12 protein-coding genes are annotated in these 13362 nt (G+C 67.6%); 5 read left to right on the top strand and 7 right to left on the bottom strand.

The window, feature by feature from the left end; genetic code table 11:
* Positions 1 to 66 precede the first annotated feature (66 nt).
* Positions 67 to 972 carry a mycothiol conjugate amidase Mca gene (gene mca, locus LDO15_RS05915; protein ID WP_223984965.1) on the bottom strand — a complete coding sequence of 302 codons (906 nt, stop codon included), beginning with the start codon at positions 970 to 972 and terminating at the stop codon, positions 67 to 69.
* A 200-nt stretch (positions 973 to 1172) separates the two neighbouring features.
* Between mca and LDO15_RS05910 the strand changes: the two genes are divergently transcribed.
* Both LDO15_RS05910 and greA read left to right on the top strand, forming a co-directional pair.
* Positions 1173 to 1625 (top strand): DUF4307 domain-containing protein, encoded by a 453-nt coding sequence (locus LDO15_RS05910; protein ID WP_223984962.1) that lies wholly within the window; start codon positions 1173 to 1175, stop codon positions 1623 to 1625.
* Between the two features lie 244 nt (positions 1626 to 1869).
* Positions 1870 to 2364, top strand: coding sequence for a transcription elongation factor GreA (gene greA / locus LDO15_RS05905; RefSeq protein ID WP_223984960.1), 495 nt, complete (start codon positions 1870 to 1872; stop codon positions 2362 to 2364).
* Positions 2365 to 2660: 296 nt separating this feature from the next.
* Here greA and LDO15_RS05900 read toward each other — a convergent pair whose 3' ends face one another.
* From LDO15_RS05900 to LDO15_RS05885, 4 genes are all read right to left on the bottom strand, one after another.
* Positions 2661 to 3287 carry a rhomboid family intramembrane serine protease gene (locus tag LDO15_RS05900; protein WP_223984958.1) on the bottom strand — a complete coding sequence of 209 codons (627 nt, stop codon included), beginning with the start codon at positions 3285 to 3287 and terminating at the stop codon, positions 2661 to 2663.
* A 5-nt stretch (positions 3288 to 3292) separates the two neighbouring features.
* Positions 3293 to 4531, bottom strand: a complete 1239-nt coding sequence (gene ilvA / locus LDO15_RS05895) for a threonine ammonia-lyase (RefSeq protein ID WP_223984956.1) — start codon at positions 4529 to 4531, stop codon at positions 3293 to 3295.
* 21 nt (positions 4532 to 4552) lie between these two features.
* Entirely contained in the window at positions 4553 to 5866 is a 1314-nt protein-coding gene (locus LDO15_RS05890) for an AI-2E family transporter (protein ID WP_223984953.1), read from the bottom strand.
* 101 nt (positions 5867 to 5967) lie between these two features.
* A complete protein-coding gene (locus tag LDO15_RS05885; RefSeq protein WP_223984951.1) occupies positions 5968 to 6945 on the bottom strand; it encodes an aldose 1-epimerase family protein in 978 nt (325 codons plus the stop codon).
* A gap of 75 nt (positions 6946 to 7020) precedes the next feature.
* On the opposite strand from LDO15_RS05885, the gene galK reads away from it, so the two are divergent.
* Positions 7021 to 8181 (top strand): galactokinase, encoded by a 1161-nt coding sequence (gene galK, locus LDO15_RS05880; protein ID WP_223984950.1) that lies wholly within the window; start codon positions 7021 to 7023, stop codon positions 8179 to 8181.
* A gap of 20 nt (positions 8182 to 8201) precedes the next feature.
* On the top strand, positions 8202 to 9440 hold the full coding sequence (locus tag LDO15_RS05875; RefSeq protein ID WP_223984949.1) for an acetyl-CoA C-acetyltransferase: 1239 nt from the start codon (positions 8202 to 8204) through the stop codon (positions 9438 to 9440).
* Between the two features lie 161 nt (positions 9441 to 9601).
* Here the strand turns inward: LDO15_RS05875 and LDO15_RS05870 are convergent, their stop codons facing one another.
* On the bottom strand, positions 9602 to 10522 hold the full coding sequence (locus tag LDO15_RS05870) for a Bax inhibitor-1/YccA family protein (RefSeq protein ID WP_223984948.1): 921 nt from the start codon (positions 10520 to 10522) through the stop codon (positions 9602 to 9604).
* Positions 10523 to 10668: 146 nt separating this feature from the next.
* Entirely contained in the window at positions 10669 to 11577 is a 909-nt protein-coding gene (locus tag LDO15_RS05865) for a hypothetical protein (protein ID WP_223984947.1), read from the bottom strand.
* 497 nt (positions 11578 to 12074) lie between these two features.
* Here LDO15_RS05865 and LDO15_RS05860 point away from each other — a divergent pair, with 497 nt between their 5' ends.
* Positions 12075 to 13358 carry a branched-chain amino acid ABC transporter permease gene (locus LDO15_RS05860; protein WP_223984946.1) on the top strand — a complete coding sequence of 428 codons (1284 nt, stop codon included), beginning with the start codon at positions 12075 to 12077 and terminating at the stop codon, positions 13356 to 13358.
* Positions 13359 to 13362: the final 4 nt, after the last annotated feature.

Here is a 13362-nt window from a genome sequence, read left to right as displayed (position 1 = left end):
TGTCGTTTATCTGGGCATCTTCTCGATGGCGTCTTTTCTACACCGGATAGAAGAGCCCTTTCCCGTCTATCTTAGCCCGGCAAACAGGTCCGTTTCGGGCAGGTCGACCGGGATCCGGGACTCGATCAGGGAGTAGTCCTCCCACGGCCAGACCTTGCGCTGCATGGCCGCTGATACCGCGAAGAAGAATCCCTCCGGGTCTACCTGCGTGCGGTGGGAGCGGAGCGCCGCGTCGCGGGCTTCAAAGAAGTCCCCGCACTCCACCTGGGTGGTGGTGGGGTGCGTCGGCATTGGCGGGGTGTGCCCTTCGGCATCCGCCTCCAGCCAGGCGGCCAGCCGCTCGGCATACGGGGACTGCAGGCCGGCTTCCTCCAGTGCGAAGTGCAGCGCGCGGAAGCGGTCCGGGCTGAACGCTCGGTCGTAGTAGAGCTTGCTGGGCGCCCATGGCTCCCCGATGCCCGGGTACCGTTCGGGGTCGCCGGCGGCCGCGAAGGCCTCGACGGCCACCCGGTGCGCCATGATGTGGTCCGGGTGCGGATAGCCGCCGTTTTCGTCATAGCTCAGGATCACGTGGGGCTTGAAGTTCCTGACCAGCCGGACCAGCGGCGCGGCCGCCCGCTCGAGCGGCTGTAGGGCGAAGCACCCGGCCGGCAGGGGCGGCAGCGGGTCACCCTCCGGGAGTCCGGAGTCGATGAATCCGAGCCAGCGCTGCCGGACGCCGAGGACCTTCGCGGCGGCATCCATCTCCAGCCGGCGCGCCCCGGCCATGTCGCGTTTGGGGTGCGGCTGCCCCTCCATCGCGGGGTTCTGGATGTCGCCGCGGGAGCCGTCGGTGCAGGTGGCCACGAGGACGTCCACGCCTGAGGCGGCATACATGGCCATGGTGGCGGCACCCTTGCTGGACTCGTCGTCGGGATGAGCATGGACCGCCAGCAGGCGAAGCGGTGCTGACGGGCTGGGGGATGCTGTCATCGTGGGACGGCTCCTCTTTCTGCTGTTCTGCTCTGTACGGGCGGGTCTGTTCTGGTGGATATCTTGTGGCGGATATCTTGTGGCGCATAGGTGGGGCTGGCCGGGAGGCGGGACCGTCCTGCAGGTTGGCCCTGCAAGTTTGCCCTGCAGCCTCAGCCGCCGCGGAAACACCACGGTCCGATCCACACTAAACTGGACTGGTGACTTCCGAGGATCAGCCTGCCGCGCCGGCAACTACCAGCCTAGCCAATCGTTACGGCGGCCAAAAGCGCGCGCTGACCCGCAAGGGCAAGCGCAACATCCTGATCGCCGCCCTGGCCGTGGGTGTCGCCTTCTTGGCGTGGGTTTCGATCTCGGCGGCCACTTCCAGTGTCAGTTTCAAGGACATCGGCTACAGCACCGTCGACGCCACCTTGACGGAGATCGACTTTCAGGTGACCAAGGACCCCGCAGCGGACGCGAAATGCGCCGTCAAGGCCATGGACTCCAAGTTCGCGATTGTCGGCTGGAAGGTCGTGGACATCGGGCCGAACGCTGCCGACGTCGGCACGGACGGCGGGCACACCACCGCGCACCGCGCCCAGCTGCGCACCGAGTCCCAGGCGGTGTCCGCCGTCGTGGACAGCTGCTGGATTCCGGAGACCGGAAAGTAGCCCGCAGCATCCGCCTGAGCCCGCGGCGCTCTGCGGCAGGGGCTGCCGCGCCGGGGTGCGGAGGCTGCACCAGCCTGGACCCGGGCGGCAACACGGTGTGACCTGCGCCGCAGTCCTCTTTGGTTTATCCACAGGATTGACTACAATGGATCAATACCTTTCCCCCGCTGAGCTGGTTACTGCGTCATAAAAGTGGCCACCGTGGCGGGGTCTTTGCTTGTATGACCACCCAAAGGAGAAGTCCGTGTCTACCACCAACAGCGCAACTGCGGCTTGGCTTACCCAGGAAGCTTTTGACCGCCTGAAGGCAGAGCTGGACAACCTTTCCGGCCCCGGCCGGGCAGAAATCGTCCAGAAGATCGAAGCTGCGCGCCAGGAGGGCGACCTCAAGGAGAACGGCGGCTACCACGCCGCCAAGGAGGAGCAGGGCAAGATCGAGGCCCGCATCCGCCAGCTCACCGCGCTGCTCCGGGACGCCCACGTCGGTGAGGCACCGGCCGACGACGGCATCGTGGAGCCCGGCATGATCGTCGTGGCCAAGATCGCAGGCGACCAGGAATCCTTCCTCCTCGGCTCCCGCGAGATCGCCGGCGACTCGGATCTGGATGTCTTTAGCGAGAAGTCACCCCTCGGCGCGGCCATCGTCGGTCACAAGGAGGGCGACAAGCTCAGCTACACCGCCCCGAACGGCAAGGACATCACGGTGGAGATCATCTCCGCCAAGCCGTACGCCGGCTGACACCGCAGCACCGCACCTGTTCCGTATCGAATCTGTTCCGTATCGAATCTGTTCCGTATCGAATCTGTTCCGTATCGAATCTGTTCCGTATCGAATCTGTTCCGTATCGAATCTGTTCCGTATCGAATCTGTTCCGTATCGAATCTGTTCCGTATCGAATCTGTTCCGTATTGAATCTGCTCGGTATTTGAATCTGCTCCGTCACGGAAACAACGACGCCGGCCTCCCCTTCGCGGGGAGGCCGGCGTCGTGCTTACCGCTGTTTGCCGGAGCCGCTTTGAGGGCCGCGTGGATGATCAGCGTCCCGGGGGCAGCGCCTGCTGGCGCCTGGTGCTTAGCAGCAGTGCCGCGGCGACCCCGCCGATCGCCCCGCCGAGGTGGGCCTGCCACGAGACGAAACTTGCCACGGTGGGCAGGACGCCGAACAGGATGCCGCCGTAGGCCATGAACAGCACCACGGACAGCGCAATCTGCCACCAGTTCCGGTTGAAGAAGCCGCGGACCAGGAGGAACGAGAAGAGGCCGAACACCAGCCCCGAGGCACCCACCGTGACGCTGGCGCCGCCGATGAGCCACACCACCAGCCCGGACGCCAGCCAGCTGGCGGCCAGGGCGGTGATGAACACCCTCCTCCCGGCCAGGAACACGAGGAACCCGAAGATGATCAGCGGGAGCGTGTTGGACATCAGGTGGGCGAGGCTGGAGTGCAGGAGCGGAAAGGTCAGGATGTCCAGGATCCCGTCCAGGCTGCGCGGCCGCAGCCCGAAGGTGCGGTTCAGGGAATGGAACAGGGCGGTGTTGAGGATCTCGATCAGGTACAGCAGCACCACGAACGAGCCAACCACCAGCAATCCCGTGCGCGCCCGTGTCCCTGGGCTGTCCTCCGTTCCCGGCCGGCCGCTCGGGGACGCGTCCGTCACCACGGCCCCTAGTGCACCACGATCGGCTGGAATCCCTCGGCCCGCAGCGCTGCAAGGACCTGGCTGCAGTGCTCGTGGCCTTTGGTTTCCAGGTTGACGGTGATGGAGACGTCGCCCATGCTGATGGAGCCGCCCACCCGGGTGTGGTCCAGGCCCGTGACGTTGGCGTCGTTTTCGGCGATGATGCGGGCAATCGTGGCCAGCGAGCCCGGCCGGTCATCGAGCATCATCCGGACGGTCATGTAGCGGCCCGCGGCGGAGAGGCCGCGCTGGATCACCTTGAGCATCAGCATGGGGTCGATGTTGCCGCCGGAGAGCACCACCGCGACGGTTCCGGGGTTTTCGATCTTGCCTTCCATGAGCGCGGCCACACCGACGGCCCCGGCGGGCTCAACCACCATCTTGGCGCGCTCCAGCAGGAAGATCAGGGCCCGGGCCAGGGCGTCTTCGCTGACGGTGACGACGTCGTCGACGAGCTCGCGGATGATGCTGAACGGCAGCTGGCCGGGCCGGCCGACGGCGATGCCGTCCGCCATGGTGGAGACCTTCTTGAGCGGGACGAGGGCGTCCGCGGCGAGCGAGGGCGGGTAGGCGGCGGCGTTCTCGGCCTGGACGCCGATGATGCGGATGTCGCGGCCCAGTTCCTTGGCGCGCGCCTTCACGGCGACGGCAACGCCGGCGAGGAGGCCGCCGCCGCCGACGCCCATGAGGATGGTGTCGACGTCGGGGACCTGTTCGAGGATTTCCAGCCCCACGGTTCCCTGGCCGGCGACGACGTCGACGTCGTCGAAGGGGTGGACAAAGACGGCGCCGCTTTCGTCGGCATAGCGCTTGGCTTCGGCCAGTGCCTCGTCCACGTTGTGGCCGTGCAGCACCACCTCGGCGCCGTGGCTGCGCGTGGCGGCGAGCTTGGGCAGGGCGACGCCGAGCGGCATGTAGATGCGGGCCTTGATGCCGAGGCTCTTGGCTGCGACGGCCACGCCCTGGGCGTGGTTGCCGGCCGAGGCCGCCACCACGCCGCGCTTCTTCTCGGCGTCGGAGAGCTTGGCCATGCGCACATAGGCGCCGCGGACCTTGAAGGACCCGGCGCGCTGCAGGTTCTCGCATTTGAGGAAGACCTCGCCGCCCACCATGCTGCCGAGGGCCCGCGAAGACTCCACGGGGGTCCGCGTAATAATCCCGTCGAGCAGCTTCTGCGCCTCCAGGACATCGTCCAGCGTGACGGGCAGGCTCTCAAGGGTATTCACGAACTGTTCTCCTTCTTCGGATCAGGCGTCGGTGCCCCGTCCGGCATCGCTGCCCGGAGCACCGCTGTTGGGTGCGGCGCCCTCGCGGCCGGGCGTTCGGCCCGGCAGGTGGACGTCTGTGAAGGTGGTGTCTGCGCCGGGTTCGGGGGCAAGGCTGCCCTCTGGTCCGGCGGTTGCCAGCACTTCATCATGTTCCCACGTTCTGCCGGCAATGTAGCGAATCGACGAGTTTGCTACGGCCAGTATCGGAACGGAGAACAGCGCGCCGGGGATTCCGGCGAGGTACGAGCCCGCCGCGACGGACAGGATCACGGCCACGGGGTGGAGGGACACCGCCTTGCCCATGACCAGCGGCTGCAGGATGTGGCTTTCGAGTTGCTGGACGGCGAGCACGATCGCCAGCATGATGAGCGCATTGACGGGCCCGTTGGCGACAAGTGCCAGCAGCACGGCGATGGCGCCGGTAACCAGCGCGCCGACCACCGGGATGAAGGAACCGAGGAACACCAGCACGCCCAGGGGCAGGGCGAGCGGAACGCCAATGATGGCGGCGCCGACGCCGATTCCGACGGCGTCCACGAATGCGACGAACATTTGGATGCGCGCGTAGCTGACCATGGAGGCCCAGCCGCGGCGGCCCGCTCCGTCCGTGGCGCGGCGTGCCTTGCGCGGCATGAGGCTGACCAGGAAGGCCCAGATCCTGTCACCTTCCAGCAGGAAGAAGATCAGCACGAACAGGGCCAGCACGAGGCCGGCGGCGAAGTGCCCGGCCGTGCTCCCGAACGTCAGGGCACCGCTGAGGATGCTGCTGCTGTTGTTCTGCAGCGCGGCGGTCCCCTCCTGGATGTATTTGTCGATCTGGGCGGCCGTCAGGTGGAGCGGGCCCTCCGACAGCCAGGTCTGGACCTGCTGCACCCCGGTGAGCGCCTGGGACCACAGCTCGCCGAAGCCCTGCATGAGCTGGCGCCCGACCAGGGTCAGGGCACCGACGATGAGACCGATGAAGCCCACCACCGTGATGGCAACGGCAAGCCCCTTGGGCACGCTGCGTTTGGCCATCCAGCGCACCGCAGGGCTGAGGAGACCCGCCAGGAGCGCAGCCACCATCACCGGGATGATGAGGAAGCTGACATGGCTCAGCAGCCAGACCAGGCCGCCTAGCACGAGCAGGATGAGTCCGGCGCGCCACGCCCAGGCGGCGGCGATCCGCACGCCGTAGGGAATGTCCTGGTCAATCTCGCGGTCGGTCCGTACCCGGGCCCCGGCACGGGTTCCGGTGCCGGCCGCGGAAAGGGCGGGGCTTGTGGCGGGTGCGGCGTCCTCAGCTGGCGTCATAGCCCCATGATTCCCCAGCGGCCGGTTAATAGGAAACCAGCAAGCCGGCCGGCAGCGAGCAGAAACCAGCGACCAGAAACCAGCCCCGTGCGCCAGCCGCGTCAGCCGGCAGCGGCCCCGAGGGAGGAGGCGATGCCCCACGTCATGGAGAACTGCTCCCCCGGCGCGAGCCAGCGCAGCCCCTCGCCGCTGTTGAACGCGTTGGCGGGTCCGGTCATCGGCTCGATCGCGACCGCCTTCGACCGGCCCGGAAACTCGGTGGTCACGAAGACGTGGACGTAGCCGCAGCCCTCGTCCTGCCACAGGCTCACCGTCCGCCCGTCCGGTGACCGCAGCGTGTGCCGGGCGATGCCGCCGTCGAACTCCAGGTCCGTGTAGGCCGAATCGAGGTCCAGGGTTCCCACCAGCCGCCCGCCCCGGAGATCGAAGTCGCCGCTGACCGGCTCGGAGCTGCGCGGAATGAGGCGGTCATCGGCGACCAGCCGGGTCCGGGCGCCCACGCTCACCGTGAGCTCCTCACTGGGCACGTCCCCCAGCCGCAGGTACGGGTGCGCGCCGAGCACGAACGGCGCAGGATCCTGGGAGTCGTTGATGAGGCTCTGGCGCACCACCAGCCCGAGGTCCTCGGCAAGTTCATAGCGGACCCGGTGCCGCAGCAGGAACGGGTAGCCGTGCTGCGGGAAGATGGCAGCCTCGAGGGTGACGGAGAACCCGTCCTCGTCCACGAGTTCGTAGGAGGAGTTCCGCAGCAGCCCGTGGCTGGCGTTGTTGCGGGAGACCTCGGTGATGTCGAGCTGCAGTTTCTTGCCGTTGAGGTACCAGACGCCGTCTTCCACCCGGTTGGCCCAGGGCGCCAGGGTGATCCCGGTGGCGCCGGGCGGGATGTCGCCGTCGCCGTAGCTCTCGGTCAAGGCAATGCCGCCGCGGCTGTAGAGCCGCAGGCCGGCGGCGAGTTCGGTCACGACGGCGAGGGCGTCGCCGCGACGGAGTTCGTACTGCCGCCCGGACGCGTAGCGCCGCACGGCGCCATTGGCGGCGGGTACAGGGCCGGCTGCGGAAGGTGTCGCTGTGAGATCCATGGTGACCACCGTACAGACCGCCCGCCAACCCGTATACCTTGGACCCATGACTTCCAGCACCGCGGGTGAGCGACCATGACCACTTCCCTGGACACCAGCGGGCTCGCCGCCCGGTTTGCGGCGGTCTTCGGTGCCCGGCCCGACGCCGTGTGGCGGGCACCGGGGCGCGTCAACCTCATCGGCGAGCACACAGACTACAACGAGGGCTTCGTCCTGCCGTTCGCGATCGACCGGGCGGCCCGGGTGGCCGTCCGGGTCCGGCCGGATTCGGCCGTGCGGATGCTTTCGACGTTCGGGAACCAGGGGCTGACGACGGCGGACACCGGTTCGCTGGTCCGTGCCAGTGCCCGGGGCTGGACCAAGTACCCGCTCGGCGTCATCTGGGCCTTGCAGCAGCAGGGAGTCCCGGTTCCCGGGGTGGACCTGCTGCTGGATTCCGATGTCCCGCGCGGGGCCGGGCTTTCCTCCTCCCATGCCATCGAGTGCGCGGTGATCTCGGCGCTGAACGAGCTCGCGGGCGCCGGCCTGTCCGCGCAGGACATGGTCCTGGCCACCCAGCGGGCCGAAAACGACTTCGTCGGCGCACCCACCGGCATCATGGACCAGTCCGCCTCGCTCCGCGCCACGGCCGGCCATGCCGTCTTCCTTGACTGCCGGGACCAGAGCGTCCGCCAGGTGCCGTTCGACGCCGGCGCCGCCGGGCTGGTGCTCCTGGTCATCGACACCCGGGTCTCCCATTCCCACGCCGACGGCGAGTACGCGGCCCGGCGGGAATCGTGCGAACTCGCCGCTGAAGTGCTCGGCGTGCCGGCCCTGCGCGACGTCGGGCTGGAGGACCTCGAGGAGGCCAGCGGGCTCCTGGATGGGGAGACGTTCCGGCGGGTGCGCCACGTGGTCACGGAAAACGACCGCGTGCTGCAGACGGTGGAGCTGTTGGAGACCCTGGGCCCGGCGGCCATCGGCCCCCTGCTGGATGCCTCCCACGCCTCGATGCGGGATGACTTCGAGATCTCCTGCGCCGAACTGGATCTTGCCGTGGAAACGGCGCGGTCGGCCGGCGCGATCGGAGCGCGCATGACCGGCGGGGGCTTCGGCGGCTCGGCGATTGCCCTGACGCCGGCAGGGTCCGCGCAGGAGGTGCGTTCCGCCGTCGAACGGGCCTTCGCCCGCGCAGGATACGCCGCGCCCGAGATCTTCGCCGTCCGCCCCGCGGCAGGGGCGATGCGGCTGGCATAGGCGGGGCGTAGTCTGGGCGCATGCCAGAAGCAGTCATCGTTTCCACCGCTAGGAGCCCTATCGGACGGGCCTTCAAGGGCTCGCTGAAAGACGAGCGGCCGGACGATCTCGCCGCCGCCATGGTCACGGCGGCCCTCGCCGCGATTCCGGGGTTCGACGCGGCTGCGGGCCCAGGCCCCGGCCTGGACGACATCTACCTGGGGTGCGCCGAGCCGAGCGGCGAGGCCGGCTCCAACATGGCCCGCGTGGTCGGCATCCTGGCCGGGCTGGACGACGTTCCGGCCGCCACCATCAATCGCTTCTGCGCCTCCAGCCTGCAGGCGCTGCGGATGGCGTTCCACGCCATCAAGGCCGGCGAAGGTCAGGCGTTCGTCGCCGCCGGCGTCGAGGCGGTGTCCCGCTACCGGGACTGGGCCGGCGCGGGCGAGACCGACGCGAGCAACCACAACCCGCGGTTCGAGGCGGCCCGGAAACGCACCGAGGCCCGCGCGGCCGCCAACACGCCGTGGACCGACCCGCGCCTGGGCGGCCGGATGCCGGACGTGTACATCGCCATGGGCCAGACCGCGGAGAACGTCGCCACGAGCTATGGCATCACCCGCGCGGAGCAGGACGCCTGGGCCGTCCTCAGCCAGAACCGGGCGGAGGCGGCCATCGCCTCCGGGTTCTACGCCCGCGAGATCACGCCCTACACCCGCGCGGACGGCTCGGTGGTCGACCGCGACGATTCACCGCGGCCCGGGGTGACGGCCGATGCCGTCGGAGCCCTGCAGCCGGTCTTCCGCAGCGGCGGCACCGTGACGGCGGGCAACGCGTGTCCGCTCAATGACGGGGCCGCCGCCGTCGTGGTCATGAGCGACGTCCGCGCCCGCGAGCTGGGCCTCGAACCGCTCGCCCGGATCGTCTCCACCGGTGTCAGCGCGCTGTCCCCGGAGCTGATGGGCATGGGACCGGTGGAAGCGACGCGCCGGGCGCTCGCGCTGGCGGGTCTGACGATGGCCGATATCGACCTCGTGGAGCTCAACGAAGCGTTTGCTGTCCAGGTGGTGGCCAGCGCGCGGGAGCTGGGCATTGCTCCGGAGAAGCTCAACGTCCACGGCGGCGCCATCGCCCTCGGGCACCCCTTCGGCATGACCGGCGCCCGCATGACCACCACCCTGCTCAACGGGCTCCGCGCCCGCGACGCCTCGCTCGGCCTGGCCACGCTGTGCGTCGGCGGCGGCCAGGGCATGGCGGTGGTGCTGGAGCGGCTGGGCTGACACTGGGCCGACTTTACTGGGCTGACTTTACTGGGCCGACTTCACTGGGCCGATAATTGCCGCCGAAACAGCCAGGAGCCCCGCCGTTTGGCGGGGCTCCTGGCTGTTAATTCTCGTCGTTCATCCTCGCTGTTGAAGCGAGCCAACAGGTACGACGGCGGTCAGTCGTCGCCGCGGAGGATGGCCAGCAGGCGGATGATCTCGACATAGAGCCAGACCAGGGTGACCGTGAGGCCGAAGGCGGCGGTCCAGGAGAAGCGCTGCGGCGCTCCGGCGCTAATGGCCGCCTCGATGCTGGTGAAGTCCATGATCAGGGAGAAGGCCGCCAGGCCGATCGCCAGGACGCCAATGAAGACGCCGAGCGGGATACCCATGATCTCCACGCCGGTGCTCAGGCCGAACGGCGTGGTCACGGCCCCGGTCATCATCATGACCATATTGACGAGCGCGAACACCGCATAGCCGATCAGGGCGATCATGAAGAACCGCATGAGCTTGGGCGTCGCCCGGACCTTGCCGCTCTTGAACAGCACCAGCGTCACGGCGAAGACGGAAAGCGTCCCGACGACGGCCTGGATGCCGACGCCCGGGAACAGGTTGTCCAGGATACGGGTCAGGCCACCGAGGAAGAATCCTTCAAGCAGCGCGTAGGCCAGGATCAGCGCGGGCGACGGCTGCTTCTTGAAGGTGTTGACCATGGCGAGGGCGAAGCCGCCCAGCGCACCGAGGATCATGAGCATCGATCCGGTCCCCTGCGGGACGGCGAGCGCCACTGCGGCGCCGACAACCAGGACGCCGAGGCATCCGGCAGTCTTGACGATCACGTCGTCGTAACTCATTCGGCCGATGTCAGCGGGGCCGGCCGCCGGACGGTTGTACAGGTCCTGCAGTTGTTCCTGGGTCATGCCCTGCTGCGCTGAACTCCACGCGCCCTGGGCGTTCATGACCTGGGGAGCCTGGCCGTAAGCGTTCTGGCTGTAGGGGCCTTGGCCGTAAGAGCCTTGGCCGTAGGGGGCCTGCGGGGCCTGGGTGGCTTCACGGAAATTCTTTCCGCTGAAGATCGGGTTTCCGCCAGGTGCCATTGCGGGTGTCCTCCAAGATAAGGGGGTGGGTGATGATGCGGTGCGAATCGGACAATATAAAGCGGACGATATAGTCACGCTACCAATTCCCACGGCCGGCGGGGAGGGATAGTTCCCCCTTGCGGCCGACGCAACCTAACCGTGACCTAAAGCTGCGGGGTCGACAGGCCCGGGATGCGGGGCCGGCCGCGCCTGGCGGCGGTGCCCAGGGCCAATACGGCTTCCTGCCCGTCACCCCGGAAATCGTTGAATCGCTTCGACGGATCGCCCCGCGGCTCCGGTAGCGGGCCCGGAACCGGCGCCGGCGTTTGCGTGCCGCTGTTGACAATGACGTCGTCGATATAGATGTCGGCCATTTGCTGATCGTGTTCGGAACCGAGCTGCACCGTGTCCACGGTGGTGGCCGGGATGCTGACCGTCCCCACGTAGACGGAGCGCCCGTCCCACCAGATCTGGACGTTAGTCTCGGGACCGTTGGGCACCACGTGCATGACCAGGCGGTGCCAGGTGTCCGTGGGAACGTCGTTCCGCAGGGTGGTGTAGGTGAACCCATCGGGCGTCGACGTCCGGAGCACCACCTCATGGGAGATGTTTTGCCGGAAGACATCCATGACACGCATGCCGCCGGAGAAGAACCGGAAGTACGGCACGTTGTTCCCCGCCATGCCCTCCCCTGAGACGTTGAACCAGCCGTCCGCGTACGCTTCGGTCGCCCCGGGCGTCAGGACCGCGGTCAGCTTCGCCATGGAGCCGGGCGTCGCGGTGGTGTGAAGGACGGCGGCACAGTTTCCGGAGCGCGACTGCGCGGTGGACACCGCGGCCCTCCCTGTCCCGGAGGTGGCGACGCCGAACCCGTCCAAGGTGCCCGATTCGAAGTTGGATGCTGCGGCCGTGGTCCCAGGATATGGGTCCGCGGGGGACGCCACAGAGGGCACGCATGCCTGCGCCCTGGCAGTCTCGGGGCCGAGGCTGAGCGCCGGAACACCCAGGATCGCCAGCACCAGCGAGCCCGCGAGGCACAGCTTGACCACCCGGTTCATCGGTCGGCCCTCCAAGATCGGCCCCTACTGTCGGCGGCGGGCGAGGTCCCGGACTGTGGGATCCGGACTGCGGTTCTGGACTGCTGTTCCGGGCTCCCGCAGGGGGACTTCGGCACGTCGCTCTTCGCACCATAGCGCCGGCGTACTTGGAAAAAGCTTGGAATTTCGGCAGTAGTCCCGGGGTGGCCGGACGGATGGTAGCCCGGCCGGACCACTGTTTAGGCATACTCGGAATCAACAAAAGTTTTCTTTAGCCCTACTAAAGGAAGGTGCTGCCGCGACTACACGGTCGTTACCCGATCGCGACGTTCTCCCTGCTCGGAGCGGCATTCTTTAGGCCGTCCGGGCTGTAGCATAGGCCACACAGGGTGACGGACATCACAAGCCCGTCCCCTGACCGTTCGCAGCGGTTGCAAAGGCGCAACCCACAGCACCCCCATGTGGAGGTTTTCAATTTGAGAAGCACAACGAGCGGCCTGTCGCAGAGACGGCGCGGCAGACTATTGAGGGCCGTGGGGGCTGTATTTGCCACCATGGCTGCGCTACTGCTCATCGTTGCCCCGGCATCCAACGCCACGACCCCATCGCCGATACCATCCCCGTCGGCCACCCAGTTCACGAACAGCATCAGCGGCTTCCTGCGTGGCGACGACCGCGCACCGATCCCCGGGGTCACCATTTCCGCCACGAACGGCGACTTCACGGGAACCACCAAATCGGGAGCCAACGGCGCCTGGACCATTGGAGTCCCCACCCAGGGCACATATGAGGTCAAACTCGATGAGTCGACGCTTCCTAAGGGCATCAAGCTCGCCGAGGGCCAGGAGAACCCCCGCAAGGTCACCTTCAGCCAGACCTCCAACCTCTCGGTGATCTTCGCCTTCGGCAAGGGCATCGTGGTGGAGCAGCAGAACTTCGGGCAGAACCTGCTCAACCGGCTGGTGGCGGGCCTGAGCTTCGGCCTCCTGCTAGCCCTCGCGGCCGTGGGCCTATCCCTGATCTTCGGCACCACCGGCCTGACGAACTTCGCCCACGGTGAGATGGTCACGCTCGGCGCGGTCCTGGTGTTCGCCTTCAACGCCATGCACCTGCCGTTCTGGCTGGCCATCATCCTTGCCATCATCGGCGGCGGATTGTTCGGCTACGTCCAGGACGCCGGATTGTGGAAGCCGCTGCGGCGCCGCGGAACCGGGCTTGTTCCCATGATGATCGTCAGCATCGGCCTCGCCTTGGCCGTGCGCTACGTGATCCAGTTCTACTTCGGCGGCGCCACCCAGCAGCTGCCTTTCGCCCAGAGCGCGGAAATCCTGATCGGTCCGATCTCCATCTCGCCCAACAACCTCTGGTCCCTCCTGATCAGCGCAGCCGTGATTGCGGCCCTCGGCGTTGTCCTGCTCAAGACCCGCCTCGGCAAGGCGACCCGCGCCGTGGCCGACAACCCGGCCCTGGCCGCGGCCTCGGGCATCGACGTCGATTCTGTCATCCGGATCGTCTGGGTGGTCGGCGGCATGCTCGCCTCCCTCGGCGGCATCCTCTGGGCCTACTACCGGCCCGGCGTCACCTTCGACATGGGCTCGCAGATCCTGCTGCTTATTTTCGCCGGCGTCACGCTGGGCGGTCTCGGCACAGTCTGGGGCGCCCTGGTCGGTTCCATCATCGTCGGCATCTTCGTTGAGCTGACCACCGTGTTCGGCCTCGCCGCCGACCTCAAATACGTGGGAGCGTTGTTCATCATGATTGTTGTCCTCTTGTTCCGGCCTCAGGGCATTTTGGGCCGCCGCGAGCGCGTGGGTTAGGAGA

Source organism: Arthrobacter sp. NicSoilB8 (assembly GCF_019977355.1).
Taxonomy (GTDB): Bacteria; Actinomycetota; Actinomycetes; order Actinomycetales; family Micrococcaceae; genus Arthrobacter.
Note: the sequence above shows the minus strand (reverse complement) of the source record. Positions and strands in the feature narration are given on the sequence as shown.